Source organism: Pseudarthrobacter siccitolerans (assembly GCF_001046895.1).
GTDB lineage: Bacteria > Actinomycetota > Actinomycetes > Actinomycetales > Micrococcaceae > Arthrobacter > Arthrobacter siccitolerans.
The window spans coordinates 168018-189211 of record NZ_CAQI01000029.1; the positions used below are offsets into that span (position 1 = coordinate 168018).

Consider the following 21194-nt stretch of genomic DNA (forward strand, 5'->3'; position numbering starts at 1 on the left):
CGGCGCTGGGCGCGCCCGCTCGACCATAACGAAGACCGACTTCCTGTTACCTGGCTGAATGCTGCCCGGTGACGGCAAAACCAAACCCCAAAGAAGTGGAAAAGGAACATCATGATCCGCAGAAAAATTTCCCTGGCCGCCGCCGTCGTTACCGCCACGGCACTCACCCTGACGGCCTGCGGCGGGGGTGAAACGCAGTCCGCCGACATTTCCACGGTGAACGTGATGGCTCCCTTCCTCGAGGCCCAGCCGCCGTCGGCAGACGGTGCCGTGCAGAAGAAGCTCGAGGAGCTGACAGGCAAGGACGTCAATATCACGTGGGCTCCCAACGCCTCCTACGAGGACAAGACCAACATCACCCTCGCCTCCTCTGAGATCCCGCACGTGATGGTCATCCAGGGCAAGACCCCCGGATTCGTCAAGAACGCTGAAGCCGGCGCTTTCTGGGACCTGACGGACAAGCTGGATGACTACCCGAACCTGAAGACCACCTTCCCGGACATCCAGCAGAACGCCAGCATCAACGGCAAGGTGTACGGCGTCTTCCGCGGACGTGCCCCCATGCGCGCCGCCGTCATGTTCCGCCAGGACTGGCTGGACAAGCTGGGCCTCCAGCCGCCCAAGACCACCGAGGACCTGTACAAGGTGGCCAAGGCCTTCACCGAGCAGGACCCCGACGGCAACGGCCAGGACGATACCTGGGGCATCACCATCCCCAAGTGGGGCGCGCTGGGCACCAACAGCCCGTATGACCTGATCGAGGAGTGGTACGGCGCAGGCAACCGCTGGACCGAGAAGGACGGGAAACTTGTCCCGAGCTTTGAGACCGAGGAATTCCTCGAAGCCAACCGGTTCGTGAAGAAGATGGTGGACGAGAAGCTCATCAATCCGGACTTTGCCACCTTCGACCCCACCAAGTGGAACGAGCCGTTCTTCAACGGCAAGGGCGGCATCATTGTGGACGTCGACTCGCGCGTCAGCGTCCTCATCAACCTGTTCAAGCAGGCGGACCCCAACAACTTCCAGAACAAGGTGGGCTTCGTGGGCAACCTCGAAGGCCCCGACGGCGAACTCCACGCCCACCCCACCGACGGCTACTCCGGCTTCCTGGCCATCCCCAAGTCCAGTGTCCGCACGGAAGCTGAACTGAAGACCGTGCTGGAATTCCTGAACACCATGAACGGCAAGGACGTGGCCGTGCTGCTCAACAACGGCATCGAAGGCGTGAACTTCACGGTGGAGGACGGCAAGGCTGCCACCATCAAGCCCGAGACCGAGGAAGGCAAGGCGGTCACCACGGACATCAAGAGCTACGCGCAGCTGGGCATGAACGTCGCCGGCAACACCTTCTACCCGGTCAAGCAGCCCACCGAGTATGAACAGCAGGTCTTCGACAAGCGCACCGAAGTGATGGCGGAGGACCTCAAGAGCGCGGTCTACAACCCCGCCGCCCCCTACGTCTCTGCCACGTACGTGGCCAAGGGCGCCCAGTTGGACAACATCGTGGCCGATGCCCGGATCAAATACCTTGCCGGCCAGATCGATGAGCAGGGCCTGAAGGACGCCATCAAGCTGTGGAACACCAGCGGCGGGGACAAGGTCAAGGAAGAGATCAACAAGCTCTGGCAGGACACCAAGTAGATGGCAGCCCCTGTCATTGACACCCAGGCCGGGGAGCGGGCGCAGTCCGTGCCCGCTCCCCGGAAGCGGGGCAGCTTCTCCGTCCACTTCGCGCACTACAAGTGGCTCTACCTGTTGCTGCTTCCCGGCGTGCTGTACTTCGCTGTCTTCCGGTACGGGCCCATGTACGGGGTCAGCATCGCGTTCAAGGACTACGTTCCGTTCCTGGGTGTCAACGGCAGCCCGTGGGTGGGGTTCCAGCACTTCCAGGACTTCTTCGCCAATCCTGACTTCCCGCGGCTGCTGGGCAACACGCTGATCCTGGCGTTCCTGAACCTGGGGATAGCCTTTCCGCTGACCATCGTCCTGGCGCTGCTGCTGAACGAGGTGCGCCTGAGCATCCTCAAGCGCACGGTCCAGACCCTTGTGTACATCCCGCACTTTTTGTCCTGGACCATCGTGGCGTCCCTGAGCTTCCTGCTGTTCGCCCTGGACTTCGGCCCGCTGTTCCTGTTCCTGAACAACGTAATGGGCACCAACATCGATTTCCTGTCCGACCCCGCCTGGTTCAGGCCGCTGATTGTGCTGCAGGAAATCTGGAAGAACACCGGCTGGGGCACCATCATCTTCCTGGCCGCCCTGGCCACCGTGGACCAGGACCAGTACGAGGCGGCCATCATCGACGGGGCCGGCCGGTTCCGCCGGGTCTGGCACATCACCCTGCCGGGCATCCGCTCCACCATCATCGTGATGCTGATCCTGGCCATCGGGCAGATGCTGAACACCGGGTTCGAACAGATCTACCTGATGACCAACGCCCTGAACCGCAGTGTGGCTGATGTATTCGATACCTACGTCTACTTCGTGGGCATCACGCAGGGCGCCTATAGCTACTCCACCGCCGTGGGGCTCTTCAAATCCCTGGTGGGCATCGTGCTGATCTTCGGCACCAACGCCCTGGCCAAACGCTTCAACCAGAGCGGACTGTTCTAGCCATGAAAATCCACAACACCACCGGCGGGCGGATCTTCGATGCCGTCAACTACGTCTTCCTGTCCCTGATCGGCATCATCACCCTGCTGCCGTTCATCTACGTGATCGCAGGGTCCTTCGCCAACGAAGCGGAAATCACCCGGCGCGCGTTCTTCGTCTGGCCCGAGCAGCTCACCCTGGGCTCGTACGAATACATCTTCTCCACGCCCGCGTTCATCCGGGCGCTGGTCACCACCATCCTGGTCACCGCCGTCGGCACCCTGGTCCAGCTCGCATTCACCGTGACCATGGCCTACCCGCTGGCCAAAAAGACCCTGCGCGGACGCAAGGTGATCCTGTCGCTGGTGGTCTTCGCGATGGTCTTCTCCGGCGGCATGATCCCCACCTTCCTGCTGGTCAAGGACCTGGGCCTGCTGAACTCCTACTGGGCCCTGATCCTGCCGGCGGCGATCAACCCGTTCAGCCTGATCATCATCAAGAACTTCTTCCAGGAACTCCCCGCTGAGCTGGAGGAATCGGCCAAGATGGACGGGGCCACCGAGATCGGGATCCTCTGGCGGATCCTGCTCCCGCTGTCCAAACCCGTGCTGGCCACCTTTGCACTGTTCTACGCCGTGGGCATCTGGAACGACTTCATGTCACCCCTGCTCTACCTCAGCGACAACTCCAAGTGGACCCTTCAGATGTACTTGCGCCAGGTCACGGCCGCATCAGATCTCCTGGGCACGGGCAACGTGGACCCCACCTACATCCCGCCGGAACAGGGCATCAAGTTCGCCGTCATTGTGGTGGCCACCCTGCCCATCCTCATCTTCTACCCGTTCCTGCAGAAGCACTTCGCCAAGGGCATGCTCATCGGCTCCGTCAAGGGCTGACCCGCCAACAGAAAGCACAGCATGAAAATCCTGCTCGCCGGAGACTCCACAGTCGCCAACTGCCCCACGTACGAGTACCCCATGAGCGGCTGGGGAGCCCAGCTCGCCCCGCACGTCTGCACGCAAGCCACCGTGCACAACTTCGCCAAGGGCGGGGCCAGCACGGAGTCGTTCCGGGATGAGGGTTTGTGGGACAGTCTGCTGGCCGAGGCGGGCGGCGGCGACCTGGTGCTGATCCAGTTCGGCCACAACGACCAGAAGAAGCCCCACCTCGCGGCGCGGACCGGCTATGCCGCCAACCTGCGCACCATGGTGGCCCAGGTCCGGGCCCTGGGCGGGCTGCCTGTCCTGTGCACCTCCGTGGAGCGGCGGCACTTCCTGGCCCGGCCGTCGTCGGACGCTGCCCTGGAGGCGAGCCTGGAGGATTATCCGGAAGTGGTCCGTGAGATCGGCCTGGAGCTGGGCGTGCCGGTCATCGACCTGAACGCCTGGACCCGCGGGCTCTACCTGCGGCTGGGACGGGACGGTTCGAAGGCCCTCTTCTGCCATTTCGAACCCGGGACGCATGCCTACTGGCCGGACGGCCTGACTGACAACACACACTTCTCACAGCAGGGCGCCGCCCTGGTGGCGGGGCAAGTGGCAGCCGAGCTTCAGCTGCTGGGGCTGCTGCCGGGGGACCTGGCACAGTTGTCCGGTACGACGGCGGGCCGCGGCTGAGTGGGGGCCGCGGACATGGGAACGAAGGTGCTTTACCGCAACGCGCTCAGTGGTCCGGATGACGTCGCGGACTGGGTGGCCGAAGGGCCGCTGAATGTCGGCAGCCACGGGCAGGCCCTTGAGTTGTCCGGCTCACTGGACGCCGAGGAATTCGGGGACCACGCGCACTGGACATTCTGGTGCCCGCTGGATTTCCAGGACGGGATCCGGATCAGCTGGGAGTTCCTGCCGCTTGAGGAACCCGGGCTGGCCATGCTGTTCTTCGCAGCCAACGGACACGGCGGGCAGGGCCTGTTTTCCCCCGCGCTCACACCCCGGACCGGCTACTACCCGCAGTACCACTCCGGTGATATTGATGCCCTCCACGTGTCCTATTTCCGGCACAAATACGAGTCCGAGCGGGCCTTCCGGACCTGCAACCTGCGCAAGAGCGCCGGCTTTGAGCTGGTGGCACAGGGCGCGGACCCGCTGCCGCCGGCGGGGGACGCTGTGGACTTTTACCGGCTGGAAGTGGTGAAGGACGGGCCGCGGGTGGCGTTCTCCATCAATGGACTGCCGCTCTTCGACTGGCAGGACCCCTCGGACAAGGTGCTCGGCGGTGGCTACGTGGGATTCCGGCAGATGGCTCCGCTGCGTGCGGCCTACCGGAATCTCGTGGTTGAAGAAATCTAGCCCTCTTGACGGGGTACGGGCTGGATCAGGCAATCGCCTCCAGGGACAATTCCTCCACAGCTTCCTGAAGCGCTCCCATGTCGAACCACGCCGCTGGCAGCACATCGTGGATAAATGCGTCAAAGTCAAAGGGATGGCAGTGCCCGCCGTGGTTCCAGTAAAGAACCCAGAGATCGATCAGGCCAAGATCCTTCCGCTGCAGCAAAACTCTGGCTGTGTGCCGAAGGTCGTCCATAACCAATCCTTGCTTCTGCTCCCCGCGGCCCACAAGAGCAGTGGCACGGTTTGCCGCAAGAGAATATGCCCGCGGGTTACCGGCCCGGGGCCGGGGGCGCAGCGGGTGCCGCCATACCGGCGATAATCCGCCCCAGCTGGCGTGCACTGTCCTCGGTACTGCCGCCGGCGCCCACCACGGTGAAGTCCGGATACCAGGGCAGTGCGGCGTACCCCTTGCGGAATTTCTCAAGATCTTCGAGGGTCTCCTGGTCCTCGCCCCGCACCATGATCCGTTCGTGCGCCACTTTCGCCGGAACATCGAAGTAGACCACGGCCTGCGCCTGCGGCAACAGCCTCAACAGCGCCGACAGCAACCGGCGCCGGCGGATCCCGCGGGCTTTCCGCAGCGCAAGCTGGCAGTACAGGTGCCGGTCCATCACCACTACGCCGTCGAAACGCGCTGCCCGCAGATGGTTGAGCAGGACATTGAACACCCGGACCGCGGTCTCCAGGACATCCGCAACCTGGACCGGCAAGGCCACATTAAAGCGCTGCGCCAGGGCCGAGATGGTTTTCCGCCCGGAGAAGTTGCCCAGGACCAGCACCGGGATGTCCGGCAGCAGCGCTTCCACTTCCCTGGCTGCAGTGGACTTGCCGGCGCCGTCGATCCCCAGCAGGACAATGAGGGCCGGTACCGGGCTGCCGTGATGTGTCATGTTCCCTTCTTATCCTGCGGCCCTGTGGCTTCGGTCCATGAAGCCTGGGAACGGGCTGGAAGAGTGCTTGGAACGCGGTATGCGTCTAAGTTGGCCCCGGGGTGGCAAAGTAGGGGCAGAATGGGGGAGTCTGCACAGGGAGGGGAGCAGGGCATGGAGCCTGTAGTGGTTGATGGCGGTAAGGGCACCTTGGAGTTGCGTTCCGACGGCGTGATCCACCTTATCTGGGAACCTAAAGTCCGCATTGAGCAACACGATGCCCAGGCGGCCATGGCTGCTGTTAACCAAATAGCGGGGGACAGGACGTACCCCATGCTGGTGGACATGGCCACCACCGAGTCGGTCACCAGGGCGGCACGTTCGGTGTTTTCCATCCCCTGTGCTGCGAACCGGATCGCCCTCCTGGGTGCCAGTCCCGTGGACCGGATCCTGGCGAACTTCTTCCTCGGCGTGCACATCCCGCCCTGCCCCACCCGGTTCTTCACGTCCAGGACCGAGTCGATGCAGTGGCTGCAGCAGCAGGAGAACGGGTAAGCGCCTGCCCGTGTCAGCCCGCGGACGGGGTGCCAGTGCTTTGCCGGACCACCAGTTCCGGAGTGAAGATCACTGCCCGGTGCCGTGGATTCCGGGCCTCAACCTCTTCGGCCAGGAGCTCGATGGCTGTCCGGCCCAGGGCTTCCGTTGGCTGCCGGATGGAGGACAACGGCACCACGGCGGAGACGGCGAAGTCGATGTCGTCATAGCCGATCAAGGCAATATCCTCCGGAATCCTGAGGGTGTGTGTCATGGTCAACGACTGCATGATCCCCAGTGCCAAGAGGTCGTTCGCGCAGAAGATCCCGTCCGGCAGGTCTTTGCGGTCCCGTTCCACCAACGTGTTGCCAACGCTGCGGCCGGCCAGGACCGTCATGCCCTCGGACGCCAGCACTTCCAGGGTGGCGTCCGGCTCTTCCTTAACCGCCCGACGGGCGCCCTGCAGGCGGTCCGCCACCTGGCGGATGGAGGTGGAGCCGCCCACAAACGCGAGCCGACGGCGGCCGGTGTCCAGCAGGTGCCGGGCAGCAAGGTACCCGCCGGCGTCGTCATCAACTGCCACTGAGCTGAACTTTTCCTCGTCCGCCAGCCGGTCCACCAGGACGGTGGGCACGCCGCGCTCGCGGAGGAGGTCCAGGCGCTCGGTCACGTCGCCCACGGGAGAGATGAGCAGGCCCTGGACGCGCTGCTCCTGGAACAGGTCGATGTAGTTGGCCTCGCGGCCTGCGTCGTGGCCGCTGTCGCCCAGCAGCACGGCGCTGCCCTGGAGGGCGGCCGCATCCTCCGCGGCCCGCACCACTGAGGTGAAGAAGGGGTTGCCCACGTCCAGGACGATCAGCCCGATGGTGCGGCTGTGGCCTGCGCGCAGCTGGCGGGCAGCGTCGTTGCGGACGAAGCCGAGCTCGTCGATGGCGCGGAGTACCCGTTCCTTGGTCCGCTGCGAGACCCTGTCCGGGTAGTTCAGCACATTCGAAACAGTGCCCACCGCCACGCTGGCATGGTTGGCGACGTCCTTGATGCTGGCTGTGCGGTTCATGATTCTCCGTGCTGATGGGCCCCATGCCTGGGCATCGCCGGTGCTGCCAAGAAGAGGGCTCCGGAATGCTTGACACCTACTTACGTTCAAGAGTACTTTGAATCGTAACAATGAAACGATTCAAAGATGCGCGAGTTCAGGAGAGTTCCAAATGAGGGTGTGCTTCCGTTCGTCGGTCCAACCGGCGCTGATGGCCGAGTACCGCCGCCGCCACGCCGCGGTATGGCCGGAAATGCTCCAGGCCCTGAAGGACGCCGGCTGGAACAACTACTCCCTCTTCCTTGCGGAGGACGGACTCTTGATCGGCTACCTGGAGTGCGACGATTTCGACGCAGCGAGGGCAAGGATGGCCCTTGCTGACGTGAACGCGCGCTGGCAGGCGGAAATGGCCACACTTTTCGAGAACACGGACCAGGCGCCCGATGAGGGGTTCCAGGTCCTGGAGGAAGTCTTCAACCTCGACAGCCAGCTGGCAGCGGCAGAGTCCTCCGCCGGTTGACACTGGCAACCACAAAAAGACACCAGGCGCTCCAGCAGCGGGGCCGTCCCATAACTGCCAGACCACCAAGACCACACACCAAGACACCGGAAAGAACCACATCATGAATGACGTAGCAACGGCGCTGGGCAGGCTCGGGGAGCTTGCCATCGAGGTCCCCTCGTGGGCCTATGGAAATTCAGGCACCCGGTTCAAGGTGTTCGGCACCCCCGGCACGCCGCGGACCGTGCAGGAGAAGCTGGCGGACGCCGCCAAGGTCCACGAACTGACCGGCCTGGCCCCCACCGTGGCCCTGCACATTCCCTGGGACAAGGTGGATGACTACGCCGCCCTGAAGGAGTACGCGGCCGGCCTGGGCGTGGGCCTGGGAACCATCAACTCCAACACCTTCCAGGACGACGAGTACAAGTTCGGCTCGCTGACCTCGTCCAACGAGGCGGTGCGCCGTCGCGCCATCGACCACCACCTGGACTGCATCGGGATCATGCACGCCACGGGTTCGAAGGACCTGAAGATCTGGCTGGCGGACGGCACCAACTACCCGGGGCAGGATGACATGCGGGGCCGGCAGGACCGCCTGGCCGAGTCCCTGCAGGAGATCTACGCCGCCCTGGGCGACGAGCAGCGCCTGGTGCTCGAGTACAAGTTCTTCGAGCCGGCTTTCTACCACACCGATGTTCCGGACTGGGGCACGTCCTATGCCCAGACCCTGGCCTTGGGCGAGAAGGCGTTCGTCTGCCTGGACACCGGCCACCACGCGCCGGGCACCAACATCGAGTTCATTGTGATGCAGCTGCTGCGGCTGGGCAAGCTCGGTTCCTTCGACTTCAACTCCCGCTTCTACGCCGACGACGACCTCATCGTGGGTGCCGCAGACCCGTTCCAGCTCTTCCGCATCATGCACGAGGTGATCCGCGGCGGCGGCTACGGCAAGGACTCCGGGGTGGCCCTGATGCTGGACCAGTGCCACAACCTGGAGGAAAAGATCCCGGGCCAGATCCGCTCGGTCCTGAACGTGCAGGAAATGACTGCCCGGGCCCTGCTGGTGGACACCGCGGCCCTGGCCGAAGCACAGCGTGCCGGTGACGTGCTCGCTGCCAACGGCATCTTCAACGATGCCTTCTACACCGACATCCGGCCCGTCCTGGCCGAGTGGCGTGAATCCCGCGGGCTGCCCGCGGACCCGCTGGCCGCCTTCAAAGCCAGCGGTTACCAGAAGAAGATCAACGAGGACCGCGTAGGCGGCCAGCAAGCCGGATGGGGCGCCTAAAAAGCTATGAGTAACAAGACTGTTGAAGACCTGATTTCCCGTTCCAACCGCCTGGGTGCGGACAAGCGGAACACCAACTTTGCCGGCGGCAACACCTCCGCCAAGGGCACGGAGAAAGACCCGGTGACGGGCGAGGACGTCCAGCTGCTCTGGGTCAAGGGCTCCGGCGGAGACCTGGGCACGCTGAAGGCGGAGAACCTGGCGGTGCTGCGGCTGGACCGGTTGAACGCCCTGAAGAACGTCTACCCGGGCGTGGACCGTGAAGACGAGATGGTTGCCGCCTTCGATTACTGCCTGCACGGCAAGGGCGGCGCGGCTCCCTCGATCGACACCGCCATGCACGGCCTGGTGGACGCCGCCCACGTGGACCACCTGCACCCGGACTCCGGCATCGCCATTGCCACGGCGGTGGACGGCGAGGCGCTGACCACCAAGATCTTCGGCAGCAAGGTGGTCTGGGTTCCCTGGCGCCGCCCCGGCTTCCAGCTGGGCCTGGATATTGCCGCGATCAAGGAAGCCAACCCGCAGGCCATTGGCACCATCCTGGGCGGGCACGGCATCACCGCCTGGGGCGCCACCAGCGAAGAGGCCGAGCAGAACTCGCTGTGGATCATCGAGCAGGCCGAGAAGTACATCAAGGACAACGGCAAGGCCGAGCCCTTCGGCCCCAAGCTTCCCGGGTACGCCGCCCTGCCGGAGGCTGAGCGCCGCGCCAAGGCCGCAGCCCTGGCACCCGTGATCCGCGGCCTGGCCTCCACGGACAAGCCGCAGCTGGGGCACTTCAGCGATGACGCCGTCGTCCTGGACTTCCTCGAAGCAGCCGGGCACCCGCGCCTGGGCGCCCTGGGTACCTCCTGCCCGGACCACTTCCTGCGCACCAAGGTCAAGCCGCTGATCCTGGACCTGCCTGCCGACGCCTCGGTAGAGGACTCGATCGCCCGGCTCCACGAGCTGCACGCGGACTACCGCGAGGACTACCAGGCCTACTATGACCGCCATGCAAACGCTGAGTCTCCGGCACTGCGCGGCGCGGACCCGGCCATCGTCCTGGTGCCCGGCGTGGGCATGTTCTCCTTCGGCGCCAACAAGCAGACCGCCCGGGTTGCCGGCGAGTTCTATATCAACGCCATCAACGTGATGCGCGGCGCCGAGGCGATCTCCACCTACGCCCCGATCGAGGAATCCGAGAAGTTCCGGATCGAGTACTGGGCGCTGGAGGAAGCCAAGCTGGCACGGATGCCCAAGCCCAAGTCCCACGCCACCCGCATCGCGCTGGTTACCGGTGCGGCGTCGGGCATCGGCAAGGCCATCGCCACCCGCCTCGCCGCGGAAGGCGCGTGCGTGGTGATCGCCGACCTGAACCTGGAGAACGCCGAGAAGGTCGCCGAAGAGCTCGGCGGCCCGGACGTTGCCATCGGCGTCCAGGCGGACGTCACGGACGAGGCCCAGGTCGCAGCCGCGATCGACGCCGCGGTCCTGGCGTTCGGCGGTGTGGACCTGGTGGTCAACAACGCCGGCCTGTCCATCTCCAAGCCGCTGCTGGAAACCACCGAGAAGGACTGGGACCTGCAGCACAATGTCATGGCCAAGGGCTCGTTCCTGGTGGCCAAGGCCGCAGCGAAGGTCATGATCGCGCAGGGCCTGGGCGGAGACATCATCTACATCTCCTCCAAGAACTCCGTGTTCGCCGGCCCCAACAACATCGCCTACTCCGCCACGAAGGCGGACCAGGCCCACCAGGTGCGCCTGCTTGCCGCCGAACTGGGCGAGTACGGCATCCGCGTCAACGGCATCAACCCCGACGGCGTGGTCCGCGGCTCCGGCATCTTCGCCGGCGGCTGGGGCGCCAAGCGCGCTGCGGTCTACGGCGTGGACGAGGAGAAGCTGGGCGAGTACTACGCCCAGCGCACCCTGCTCAAGCGCGAAGTCCTGCCCGAGCATGTGGCCAATGCCGCCGCCGTCCTCACCAGCAACGAACTGTCCCACACCACCGGCCTGCACATCCCCGTGGACGCCGGAGTGGCCGCAGCCTTCCTGCGATGAGCCGCGACCGCACCACCGAAACTGCCCCGGCCGGGGCAGTCTCCGCGGCGGCCCCCGCCAGCGCGTTTGCCGCCGTCGACATCGGCGCCTCCTCGGGCCGGGTCATCCTGGGCCGGGTCCACGCCGATTCGGACCGCAGCGTGGAGCTGGAAGTGGTTCACCGCTTTCCCAACGGCGTGGTGGAGATCGACGGCGGCCTCCGCTGGGATTTCAACGCGCTCTTCGCCGAGGTGCTTGAAGGCCTGCGTGCGGCAGCGACCGTTGCCGCCGTGCAAGGTGAGCGGGTGGCCAGCATCGGCATCGACACCTGGGCCGTGGACTACGGCCTGGTCAACGCCGCGGGCGAGCTGACCGCCCAGCCGTTCAGCTACCGGGACGACCGCAGCCGAGCCGCAGTCGAACCCGTGCACCGCAAACTGGATCCCGCGCGGCTCTACGCCACCACCGGGCTGCAGTTCCTGCAGTTCAACACCATCTACCAGCTCGCCACCGAGCCGGACCTGGACGGCCTGCAGGCGCTCCTGATCCCGGACCTGATCGCGTTCCTCCTCACCGGGCAGCGCCGGACCGAGGCGACCAACGCCTCCACCACCGGGCTGTTTGACGCCGTGGCGGGGGAGTGGGCCACCGAATTCTTCACCGCCCTAGGCCTGCGGAAGGACTTGTTCCCGCCTCTGGTCCAGCCGGGCGACACGGTGGGCAGGCTCCTGCCGGACATCGCCGCGCAGGTGGGGCTGCCCCAGGACACCCGCGTGGTGGCCGTCGGCTCGCACGACACGGCGTCCGCCGTCGCCGCTGTCCCTGCCCAGGCGGAGGACTTCGCCTACATCTCCTCCGGCACCTGGTCACTGGTGGGACTGGAACTGAAGCATCCCGTGCTCACCGAGGCCAGCCGCGAAGCGAACTTCACCAACGAACGGGGCGTGGACGGCACCATCCGCTACCTGCGCAACATGGGCGGGCTCTGGCTCCTCAGCGAATGCCAGCGGACCTGGGCGCAGGAGGGGTTCCAGCTGGAACTCACAGCACTCCTGGGGGCGGCTGCTGCCTTGCCGCCCGGCGGGCCTCAGGTCAATGCGGACGATCCCTACTTCATCGCCCCCGACAACATGCCGGACCGGATCCGGGCGGCCGTCCGCCGCACGGGCGAGGTGCTGCCGAACGATCCGGCAGCCATCACCCGCTGCATCATGGACAGCCTCGCTGCCGGGTACGCCCGCACCATCCGCGACGCCGAACGCCTCGCCAACCGCTCCGTCGAGGTGGTCCACGTGGTGGGCGGCGGTTCCCAGAACCGCCTCCTGTGCCAGCTCACCGCCGACGCCACGGGGAAAATGGTGATCGCCGGACCCGTTGAGGCCACGGCCTTGGGCAACGTCCTGGTACAGGCGCGCGCGGCCGGAGTGGTCGACGGCGGCCTCACCCGGCTGCGTACCCTGGTGGCCGCAGGCACAAGCCTTGAGCAGTACGAGCCGTCAAACACACTCTCTGAACAGCACTGACACCCCGGAAACGAACCCATGAGAATCGCACTTTTTGCCACCTGCATTGTGGATGGCATGTATCCCCGCGCGGCCCAGGCCACGGTAGAGGTCCTGGAACGGCTTGGCCACGAGGTGGTGTTTCCGGCCGGACAGGCCTGCTGCGGGCAGATGCACGTCAACAGCGGCTACTTCAAGGAAGCCGTGCCGGTGGTAGCGAACCATGTCCGCGCCTTCGAGTCCGAGGACTACGACGTTGCCGTGGCGCCTTCGGGCTCCTGCGTGGCGTCGGTGAAGCACCAGCACCCCATGGTGGCCCGCCGTGCCGGGGACGCCGGGCTCGAGGAGCGGTCGGTCGCCGTCGGGAAGAAAACCTACGAGCTGTCCGAACTCCTGGTGGACGTCTTGGGCGTCACCAGCCCCGCGGAGCAGCTTGGCTCCTACTTCCCGCACACCGTGACCTACCACCCCTCATGCCACGGCATGCGCCTGCTCAAGCTGGGTGACCGCCAGGCCGGCCTGCTGCGCGGAGTGAAGGGACTGGAACTGGTGGACCTGCCGGAAGCCGACCAGTGCTGCGGTTTCGGTGGCACCTTCTCGGTCAAGAACGCCGACGTTTCCTCGGCAATGCTGGCGGACAAGACGGCGAACATCCGCAGCACGGGTGCTTCCGTGTGCGCCGGCGGGGACTACTCGTGCCTGATGCACATCGGCGGCGGCCTGTCGCGCCAGGGAGACGGCGTAGCCACCCTCCACCTGGCGGAAATCCTGGCCAGCACGGAACAAGAACCGGCCGCCGTCCCGGGACCGGCCGGACAAACGGTGAAAGTGATGGTCAGGTAATGTCCCGCACCCAGCTTGGAATGCCGGGGCTGCGGCCCGGGTCAGGCAACCTGTTCGCCCAGGAGAAGTTCCCCTCCGCCGCCCGCCGCGAGCTCGGCAATACGCAGCTCAGGAAGAACCTGAAGCACGCCACCTCCACCATTCGCGGCAAGCGCCTCAACGTCACCGGCGAGCTGCCGGACTGGGAGCAACTGCGCGACGCCGGCAGTGCCCTGAAGACCGCTGTCATGGCACGCCTTCCCGAACTCCTCGAAGCATTCGAAGCCAACGTCACCGCCCGCGGCGGCGTGGTGCATTGGGCACGCGACGCCGACGAGGCCAACCGCATCATCCTCGACCTCGTCAGAGCCGAAGGCGTGGATGAAGTGGTCAAGGTCAAATCCATGGCCACCCAGGAAATCGGCATGAACGAGTACCTCGAAGAGCACGGCATTGACGCCTTCGAGACCGACCTGGCCGAGCTTATCGTCCAGCTCGGCCACGACAAGCCCAGCCATATCCTGGTGCCGGCCATCCACAAGAACCGCACCGAAGTCAGGGATATCTTCCTCAAGGAGATGCCCGGCGTCGATCCGGAGCTGACCGACGAGCCGCGCAAGCTCGCCATGGCGGCGCGCTCACACCTTCGAGCCAAGTTCCTTTCGGCAAGGGTGGCGATTTCGGGGGCGAACTTCGGGATCGCCGATTCCGGAACGCTCGGCGTGGTGGAGTCCGAGGGCAACGGCCGCATGTGCCTGACCCTGCCGGAAACCCTGATCACCGTGATGGGCATCGAGAAGCTCCTGCCCACGTTCTCCGACCTCGAAGTCTTCCTGCAGCTGCTGCCGCGGTCCTCCACCGGCGAGCGGATGAACCCCTACACGTCGCTGTGGACCGGCGTCACCGAAGGCGACGGACCCTCGAAGTTCCATGTGGTCCTGCTGGACAACGGACGCACCAACGCCCTCGCCGACGAGATGGGGCGCTCGGCCCTGCACTGCATCCGCTGCAGCGCCTGCATCAACGTCTGCCCCGTCTATGAACGCACCGGCGGCCACGCCTACGGGTCCACCTACCCGGGCCCCATCGGCGCCATCCTGTCCCCGCTCATGACGGGCATCCAAGCCGAGGAAAACGGCTCGCTGCCCTACGCATCCTCACTGTGTGGGGCCTGCTACGACGCCTGCCCGGTCAAAATCAACATCCCGGACATCCTGGTGCACCTACGCGGAAAGGATGTGGATGCGCACCGCGGCGGACTGCCCGCGCAAATGGACGTCGGGCTCAAAGCAGCGTCGTGGCTGCTCTCCGACGGCCGCCGGCTCAGCGCCGCGGAGAAGCTCCTCCCGCTGGGACGCCTCGCAGCGGGGCGGGACAAGAAAATCAAGAAACTGCCAGGCATCGCGGCGGGCTGGACCCAGAGCCGTGACATCCCGGCACCCCCGTCCCAGTCCTTCCGGGACTGGTGGGCCAAGGAACACCAGTCGCCCGAGGCACCCAAGGCACCCGAGGAGACCGCATGAGCGCCCGCGCCCACATCCTGGACGCCGTCCGGACAGCGTTGAAGGATTCCCCCGCAGTGCCGGAGGTTCCCCGCGGCTACCGTTCCGCCGTCGAACTTGGCCCTGACAAACTGACGCACATCCTGGTGGACCGGCTCGAGGACTACAAGGCCGGCGTCACCGTGGTGGCCGAGGCGGACGTGCCGGCCACCATCCAGGGGCTGCTTGCCGGCGCCGCGTCCTATGTTGTTCCGGCGGGACTGGAGCCGGGCTGGCTTGCCTGGGAGACGGATCCCGCACGGATCAAGTACGACGGCGGCGCCCACGGCGTACGGGCCGTGGCGGAACTCGACGCGATTGACGCCGTCGTGACCTCCAGCGCGGTAACGGTCGCCGAATCCGGAACCATCATCCTCGACGGCAGCCCGGACCAGGGCCGGCGCGCGATCTCGCTGATTCCCGACCACCACGTGTGCGTGGTCCATCTGCGGGACGTCACCGCCATCCTTCCCGAGGCCCTCCGCCGCCTGGACGGGACCCGGCCGCTGACCATGATCAGCGGACCCAGCGCAACGTCCGATATCGAGCTGGAGCGCGTCGAGGGAGTGCACGGGCCCCGCCGCCTGGACGTCATCGTCGTGCGCTGACCGTCGAAGCCCGGGTCCGCTGCCACACCGACAAACCCCAGTTCATGGACCTTCAACCGACAGGACGGACATCGATGCCCCTCTTCGACCTCCCGCTTGACCAGCTCCGCGGCTATACCTCCACCGTGACGCCGCCGGCGGACTTTGCCGAATTCTGGGACACCACCATCAGGGAGGCGCAGGCGTTTCCGCTGGATGCCTCCTTTGAACCGGTGGAGAACTACCTCTCGGTGATCGATACCTTCGACGTGACGTTTTCCGGGTACGGCGGCGCCCCCATCAAGGGCTGGCTGCACCTCCCCGCCAACCGGGAAGCGGGCAGCACGCTGCCCGTGGTGGTCCAGTATGTGGGTTATTCCGGCGGGCGCGGGCTGGTCAACCAGGAGACGCGGTGGGCGCAGGCCGGCTATGCGCATTTCATCATGGACACCCGCGGCCAGGGCTACGGCGGCAGCCTGGGCGAGACGCCCGATCCGCATCCCTCTGCCGGAGACGTGGCGCACGCCGGCCTGATGACCAGGGGAGCGGGCAGCCGCGAGGACTATTACTACCGGCGCGTGTACGTGGATGCCTTCCGTGCCGTGGAAGCCGCGCAGTCCCACCCGGACGTGGATGCGTCCAGGGTGGTGCTGGCCGGCGTCAGCCAGGGCGGCGGCATTGTGGTGGCCGTCGCCGGACTGGCGGCAGGAAGGCTCGACGGCGTCATCGCCGCGCTGCCCGACGTACCCTTCCTCCAGGACTTCCCCCGCGCCATCGACATCACCCCGCGCGGCCCGTACCCCGAAATCGCGGCCTTCCTGGCGCGGCACCGGGACCGGTACCAGCCCATCCTTGAAGTCCTGCGCTATTTCGACGGCGTCAACCTGGCCCGCAGGGCAACCGTGCCGGCGCTCTACTCGGCCGCCCAGATGGACGACATCTGCCCGCCGTCCACGGTCTTCGCCAGCTTCAATGCCTACGGCTCCGGCGGCACCGGTTCATCGGGAACCGGGGCGGCCAAGGAGATCGAGGTATACCGCTTCAACAACCACGAAGGGGGCCAGGAGCACCACTGGATCAGGCAGCTGCTGTTTCTTCGCAAGATTTTGGGGTAAGTTCCTTTCTGCGGAGTGAGAAAACGGTTTCTCATGCCGCAGAACAAGGAAGCAATGAAGAAAATCAGCAAGCTCAGTGTTTTCGGCTACGGCGCGGGCGACGCCGCCAACAGCATGATCATCAGTACCGGGAACATGTTCCTGCTTGTCTATTACACGGACGTCGCGGGGATCGGGGCAGCAGCCGCAGGAACACTGCTACTGGTGGCACGGATCTTCAACGCCTTCACGGACATCGCCGCCGGCCGGATTGTGGACCGAGTCCACAGCAGGCGCTGGGGAAAGTTCCGGCCGTTCCTGATGTTCGGCTTCATTCCCCTGCTGCTGAGTGTGGCCGTGTTCCACGTTCCGGACGCGGACCCGGCACTGAAACTCCTCTACGCCTACTGCACCTACGGCCTGGTCTGCGTCGCCTACAGTATGGTCAACGTGCCCTACGGCTGCCTGGTGGGAGCCATGACCCAGGACGCCAGGGACCGCGCCCGGCTGGGCGGGGCCAGGACCATCGGCGGCCTGTCAGTGGGCGCCACCCTGGGCTTCTTCATCGCACCGCTCCTCGGGGCCGGGCACGACATGCAGCAGATTTTCACCTGGCTCACCCTGGCCTTCGCCGTTGTTGGCTCCGGGCTGTACGTCCTGACCGGCGCCGTCTGCGTAGAACGGGTTGCCGGCAGCGTCCCCAAAGTGACCCTCGGCCAAAGCATTGCCGCATTGAAGGCCAATTCGCCGCTGGTGGTCCTGTGCCTCAGCTCCATACTTTTTGTTACCGGCACATCAGCCACGGGTGCCGCCCAGTTCTTCTACCTCCGTGACGTGCTGTCCCGGGTGGACCTGTTTCCGGTGATGGCAGGCGCCCAGGTGCTCATCACCCTCACCCTGGCCGTGCTGCTGCCGCGGCCGGTGGCGCGCTGGGGCAAGCGTGCCGTCTACAGCGCCGGCGGGGCCCTGGGGGTAGTGGGCGGCGTACTGGTGTTCCTGGCGCCTGCGGACGCGCCATGGCTCGGCCTGGCGGGCCTCGTGCTGGGGCTCCTGGCATCTGCCTCGGTCAGCATCCTCACCTGGGCGCTGATCGCAGACACCGTGGAATACGGGGAGTGGAAAACCGGCGTCCGGGTCCAGGGCATCAACTACGCGCTCCTGGCCGCCACGCGGAAGCTGGGCATGGGGTTCGGCGGCGGGCTGGTGGCCTTCTCACTGGCCTGGGGCGGCTATGTTTCGGGCACGGCGGAGCAGTCCGATGCGGCAACGCTCGCCATCCGGGCCGCGGCGGGACTGCTGCCCGGGGCCCTGGTGCTGGCCGCCGTCGGCATTATGTACTGGTACCGCCTGACGGACCAGAAGCATGCGGAGCTGGTGGCCTCCCTCTCCCGTGACGCCACGTAACACTTTTGCAGGGTTGGCGGTTTGCCGGTTATGGTTCATGGCATGACAAACCGTTGGTATGCGTATTTTTCGTTGGCTCTGGAGGGGCCCGCGTCTAGCTGACACGCATCCAACTTTCCTTCAGAGCCAACAGGGCAGAGATTATTCTCTGCCCTTCGCCGTTTCTCCGGCGGGTTCTGAACTGGGCCCGCTTCCCATCTGGAACAGGACCCGCACATGAGCACCGCAACAGCCCCCGCCCCTACCGCCACCGGCAACTCCCGCAGCGAAGCACCGGCGAAATCCACGTCCAACCTGCGCGTCAGTGAATTCACCGCGCTGCCCACTCCGCAGGAACTCATCGCGGACCTGCCGCTGGCAGCTGAGGCGGCAGACGTCGTCGAACGCGGACGCGATGAGGTCCGCGCCATCATGGACGGCGTGGACGACCGCCTGCTGGTCATCGTGGGGCCCTGCTCCATCCACGATCCCAAGGCCGGGCTGGAATACGCCCGCCGGCTGGTCAGCCAGGCCGAAAAGCACAAGGAAGACCTGCTGATCGTGATGCGGACCTACTTCGAGAAGCCCCGCACCACCGTGGGCTGGAAGGGCCTGATCAACGATCCGCGGCTGGACGGCAGCCATGACATGGTCACCGGCCTGCGCACCGCGCGGCACTTCCTGCAGCAGGTCACGGCGCTGGGCCTGCCCACGGCCACCGAGTTCCTTGAGCCGATCAGCCCGCAGTACATGGCGGACCTGATCTCCTGGGGCGCCATCGGGGCACGCACCACAGAAAGCCAGATCCACCGGCAGCTGGCCTCCGGTCTGTCCATGCCCATCGGATTCAAGAACGGGACCGACGGCGACCTCCAGGTGGCCATCGACGCCTGCGGTGCCGCCGCGGCAGCCCAGGCCTTCCTCGGCATCGACGGCGACGGCCGCGCAGCGCTGGTGGCCACGGCCGGAAACCCGGACACCCACGTCATCCTGCGGGGCGGCCGCAAGGGCCCCAACTACTCCGCTGCCGACGTCGAGGCGGCTTCGGCCAAACTCGCCGGCAAGCAGCTGAACCCGCGCCTCATCGTGGACGCCAGCCACGCCAACAGTGGCAAGAGCCACCACCGCCAGGCCGAAGTGGCACTGGAAATCGGTGCCCAGTTGGAGGATGGCGGTTCCTCCGCCAGCGCCATCGCCGGCGTCATGCTGGAAAGCTTCCTGGTAGGCGGAGCGCAGAACCTCGATGTCGCCGAGCATGCTGCCGGCCGGTCGGAGCTGGTGTACGGCCAGAGCGTAACGGACGCCTGCATGGAATGGGATGTCTCGGTGGCCGTGCTGGACCAGCTCGCGGCCTCGGCCCGCAAGCGCCGCGCAGCTGATCGCGGAGTTAATTAGGAAGCGAAATAGGGGAGCGCACTACTTTCACATTGGCCACAGGAACATCTAGAGTATCTAGAAGGTGGTTGGTGGATGGCTCAGCATCGGAACACCGCATTGGCATGTACCTGGGGTCACTGTTGTCCATCCGTCAGCAAAGGAAAATAGGGAAATGTCGGCAGAACAGAACTTCTCCAACGCGAAGTTCCTGACCGTGGCTGAAGTAGCCCAGGTCATGCGCGTCTCCAAAATGACCGTCTACCGGCTGGTCCACGCCGGCGAGATGCCCGCGGTGCGGTTCGGCCGCTCCTACCGGGTTCCTGAGAACGCCGTGGAGCAGTACCTCAAGGGTGCTGTGGTGGACGGCCACACCGAAACCGCCTGACGCGGTTACGCCGCAAACCTCCGTTTCGGCCGGTCGGAGCCATTCGGTCAGAAGCCGCCCCGGATAGGCGGTACCCTGTTAAGGAACGTTTTACGTCATTGTAAGAATCTGTCAGTTGTTCAGTTCGTAGCTCTGTCCACGAACATTCTCCATCAGACAGGTACTGCATCTAGTTTGTAAGGAACTTTCGTGGGTTCAGTTATTAAGAAGCGTCGCAAGCGTATGGCCAAGAAGAAGCACCGCAAGCTGCTTCGCAAGACTCGTCACCAGCGCCGCAACAAGAAGTAGAGATACTTCGAACAGCGTGGAAATGCCCGCCGCCTTCCGAGGCGGCGGGCATTTTTGTTTCCTGTTGGTTTGTCCCGGTTTTGTTCGCAGATCCTGGCCGTCAAGGTTCGGATTCGCGAACAAGCCTATGATTCGACGGACTCTTACGCCGGGTTCTTACGCGCGGGGGCCGCGCATGCGGGCAAAGCCCTTCCAGAGTCCGTACACGGCGCCGCATACCGTGGCTGCCTTGAGACCCAGTGTTGCTGCGCGCCGGCCTGCCCGGAAGTCGTAGACGGGCCAGTTGTTGTCGCGGGCGTGGCGGCGCAGGCGGGCGTCCGGGTTGATGGCCACCGGGTGGCCAACGAGCGTGAGTAAGGGGATGTCATTATAGGAGTCGCTGTAGGCCCAGCACCGCTTGAGGTCCAGCTCTTCGGCGTTGGCGATTCCTTGGACCGCCACGGCCTTGGCGGAGCCGTGCAGGATGTCGCCCACCAGGCGGCCGGTATACATGCCTTCGGAAACTTCCCCCACCGTGCCCAGGGCGCCGGTGAGCCCCAGCCGGGTGGAGATCACCGTGGCCACCTCGATAGGGGTGGCCGTGACCAGCCAGACGCGCCGGCCCACCCGCAGGTGCTGCTCGGCGAGGGCCTTGGCGCCGGGCCAGATCCTGGAGGCGATCATCTCGTCATAGACTTCCTCGCCCAGCGCCTTGACGTCATCCACCGTGATGCCCGCCGCCAGGGTGAGGGCGGAATCGCGGACCGCGTGGACGTCGTCCATGTTTTCGCCGCGGGCCACGAACTTGAACTGCTTCCAGGCGAAGCCGGCTGCCTGGGCCAGGGTGAACGCCCCGCGCTGGTGCATCTTCCGGGCCACGTGGAACAGGCTGGCACCGCGCATGAGGGTATTGTCCACATCGAAGAACGCCGCCTCACCGGGCTGCGGCGCAGCAACCGGCTTGGTGACTACGGCGACGTACTTCTCCTCGGGCATGGAGTCGAGTCTAGTCAATCCACTGCGCGGACGGCGCCGGCGTCGCCGGGCACCGCGAACGGGACTA

General features: G+C 65.5%; 22 protein-coding genes. 18 read left to right on the forward strand and 4 right to left on the reverse strand.

Annotated features, from left to right (window positions below; all coding sequences use genetic code 11):
* Positions 1-111 precede the first annotated feature (111 nt).
* The 5 genes from ARTSIC4J27_RS03720 to ARTSIC4J27_RS03740 are packed head-to-tail and all read left to right on the forward strand — an operon-like array spanning position 112 to position 4880.
* Entirely contained in the window at positions 112-1641 is a 1530-nt protein-coding gene (locus tag ARTSIC4J27_RS03720) for an extracellular solute-binding protein (protein ID WP_050053864.1), read from the forward strand.
* Positions 1642-2613 (forward strand): ABC transporter permease, encoded by a 972-nt coding sequence (locus ARTSIC4J27_RS03725; RefSeq protein WP_152683768.1) that lies wholly within the window; start codon positions 1642-1644, stop codon positions 2611-2613.
* A gap of 2 nt (positions 2614-2615) precedes the next feature.
* On the forward strand, positions 2616-3488 hold the full coding sequence (locus ARTSIC4J27_RS03730; protein ID WP_050053865.1) for a carbohydrate ABC transporter permease: 873 nt from the start codon (positions 2616-2618) through the stop codon (positions 3486-3488).
* Between the two features lie 21 nt (positions 3489-3509).
* The gene (locus tag ARTSIC4J27_RS03735; protein ID WP_050053866.1) at positions 3510-4208 is read left to right on the forward strand and encodes a rhamnogalacturonan acetylesterase; all 699 of its coding nucleotides are present in this window, start codon (positions 3510-3512) and stop codon (positions 4206-4208) included.
* Between the two features lie 15 nt (positions 4209-4223).
* Positions 4224-4880 carry a DUF1961 family protein gene (locus ARTSIC4J27_RS03740; RefSeq protein ID WP_050053939.1) on the forward strand — a complete coding sequence of 219 codons (657 nt, stop codon included), beginning with the start codon at positions 4224-4226 and terminating at the stop codon, positions 4878-4880.
* A gap of 25 nt (positions 4881-4905) precedes the next feature.
* Here ARTSIC4J27_RS03740 and ARTSIC4J27_RS03745 read toward each other — a convergent pair whose 3' ends face one another.
* Together ARTSIC4J27_RS03745 and ARTSIC4J27_RS03750 are read right to left on the reverse strand one after the other, a co-directional pair.
* A complete protein-coding gene (locus tag ARTSIC4J27_RS03745) occupies positions 4906-5115 on the reverse strand; it encodes a hypothetical protein (RefSeq protein ID WP_050053867.1) in 210 nt (69 codons plus the stop codon).
* Between the two features lie 76 nt (positions 5116-5191).
* Positions 5192-5812 carry an AAA family ATPase gene (locus tag ARTSIC4J27_RS03750; RefSeq protein WP_050053868.1) on the reverse strand — a complete coding sequence of 207 codons (621 nt, stop codon included), beginning with the start codon at positions 5810-5812 and terminating at the stop codon, positions 5192-5194.
* A 153-nt stretch (positions 5813-5965) separates the two neighbouring features.
* On the opposite strand from ARTSIC4J27_RS03750, the gene ARTSIC4J27_RS03755 reads away from it, so the two are divergent.
* Positions 5966-6346: a DUF7793 family protein gene (locus tag ARTSIC4J27_RS03755; protein WP_050053940.1), complete on the forward strand. Its 381-nt coding sequence runs from the start codon at positions 5966-5968 to the stop codon at positions 6344-6346.
* A gap of 13 nt (positions 6347-6359) precedes the next feature.
* Here the strand turns inward: ARTSIC4J27_RS03755 and ARTSIC4J27_RS03760 are convergent, their stop codons facing one another.
* Positions 6360-7382: a LacI family DNA-binding transcriptional regulator gene (locus tag ARTSIC4J27_RS03760; RefSeq protein ID WP_050053869.1), complete on the reverse strand. Its 1023-nt coding sequence runs from the start codon at positions 7380-7382 to the stop codon at positions 6360-6362.
* Between the two features lie 151 nt (positions 7383-7533).
* Between ARTSIC4J27_RS03760 and ARTSIC4J27_RS03765 the strand changes: the two genes are divergently transcribed.
* From ARTSIC4J27_RS03765 to ARTSIC4J27_RS22035, 12 genes are all read left to right on the forward strand, one after another.
* Positions 7534-7881: an L-rhamnose mutarotase gene (locus tag ARTSIC4J27_RS03765; RefSeq protein ID WP_050053870.1), complete on the forward strand. Its 348-nt coding sequence runs from the start codon at positions 7534-7536 to the stop codon at positions 7879-7881.
* Between the two features lie 103 nt (positions 7882-7984).
* Positions 7985-9151: an L-rhamnose isomerase gene (gene rhaI, locus ARTSIC4J27_RS03770; RefSeq protein WP_050053871.1), complete on the forward strand. Its 1167-nt coding sequence runs from the start codon at positions 7985-7987 to the stop codon at positions 9149-9151.
* 6 nt (positions 9152-9157) lie between these two features.
* On the forward strand, positions 9158-11194 hold the full coding sequence (locus ARTSIC4J27_RS03775; protein ID WP_050053872.1) for a bifunctional rhamnulose-1-phosphate aldolase/short-chain dehydrogenase: 2037 nt from the start codon (positions 9158-9160) through the stop codon (positions 11192-11194).
* Positions 11191-12696 (forward strand): rhamnulokinase, encoded by a 1506-nt coding sequence (locus tag ARTSIC4J27_RS03780; protein ID WP_050053873.1) that lies wholly within the window; start codon positions 11191-11193, stop codon positions 12694-12696. The genes ARTSIC4J27_RS03775 and ARTSIC4J27_RS03780 overlap by 4 nt, the downstream gene beginning before the upstream one ends.
* Before the next feature lie 18 nt (positions 12697-12714).
* Entirely contained in the window at positions 12715-13518 is an 804-nt protein-coding gene (locus ARTSIC4J27_RS03785; RefSeq protein WP_050053874.1) for a (Fe-S)-binding protein, read from the forward strand.
* Positions 13518-15020 carry a LutB/LldF family L-lactate oxidation iron-sulfur protein gene (locus tag ARTSIC4J27_RS03790; RefSeq protein ID WP_050053875.1) on the forward strand — a complete coding sequence of 501 codons (1503 nt, stop codon included), beginning with the start codon at positions 13518-13520 and terminating at the stop codon, positions 15018-15020. Before ARTSIC4J27_RS03785 ends, ARTSIC4J27_RS03790 begins: the two co-directional genes overlap by 1 nt.
* Complete coding sequence (locus tag ARTSIC4J27_RS03795) at positions 15017-15646, forward strand: LutC/YkgG family protein (RefSeq protein ID WP_050053876.1); 630 nt, start codon at positions 15017-15019, stop codon at positions 15644-15646. Before ARTSIC4J27_RS03790 ends, ARTSIC4J27_RS03795 begins: the two co-directional genes overlap by 4 nt.
* A 74-nt stretch (positions 15647-15720) precedes the next feature.
* Positions 15721-16740 carry an acetylxylan esterase gene (locus ARTSIC4J27_RS03800; RefSeq protein WP_050053877.1) on the forward strand — a complete coding sequence of 340 codons (1020 nt, stop codon included), beginning with the start codon at positions 15721-15723 and terminating at the stop codon, positions 16738-16740.
* Between the two features lie 54 nt (positions 16741-16794).
* The gene (locus ARTSIC4J27_RS03805; protein WP_050053941.1) at positions 16795-18123 is read left to right on the forward strand and encodes a glycoside-pentoside-hexuronide (GPH):cation symporter; all 1329 of its coding nucleotides are present in this window, start codon (positions 16795-16797) and stop codon (positions 18121-18123) included.
* 216 nt (positions 18124-18339) lie between these two features.
* Positions 18340-19497, forward strand: a complete 1158-nt coding sequence (locus ARTSIC4J27_RS03810; protein ID WP_050053878.1) for a 3-deoxy-7-phosphoheptulonate synthase — start codon at positions 18340-18342, stop codon at positions 19495-19497.
* Positions 19498-19651: 154 nt separating this feature from the next.
* The gene (locus tag ARTSIC4J27_RS03815) at positions 19652-19864 is read left to right on the forward strand and encodes a helix-turn-helix domain-containing protein (RefSeq protein WP_050053879.1); all 213 of its coding nucleotides are present in this window, start codon (positions 19652-19654) and stop codon (positions 19862-19864) included.
* 189 nt (positions 19865-20053) lie between these two features.
* Positions 20054-20152 carry a 30S ribosomal protein bS22 gene (locus ARTSIC4J27_RS22035; protein WP_003792170.1) on the forward strand — a complete coding sequence of 33 codons (99 nt, stop codon included), beginning with the start codon at positions 20054-20056 and terminating at the stop codon, positions 20150-20152.
* Positions 20153-20308: 156 nt separating this feature from the next.
* Here the strand turns inward: ARTSIC4J27_RS22035 and ARTSIC4J27_RS03820 are convergent, their stop codons facing one another.
* Complete coding sequence (locus tag ARTSIC4J27_RS03820) at positions 20309-21127, reverse strand: HAD family hydrolase (protein ID WP_050053880.1); 819 nt, start codon at positions 21125-21127, stop codon at positions 20309-20311.
* Positions 21128-21194: the final 67 nt, after the last annotated feature.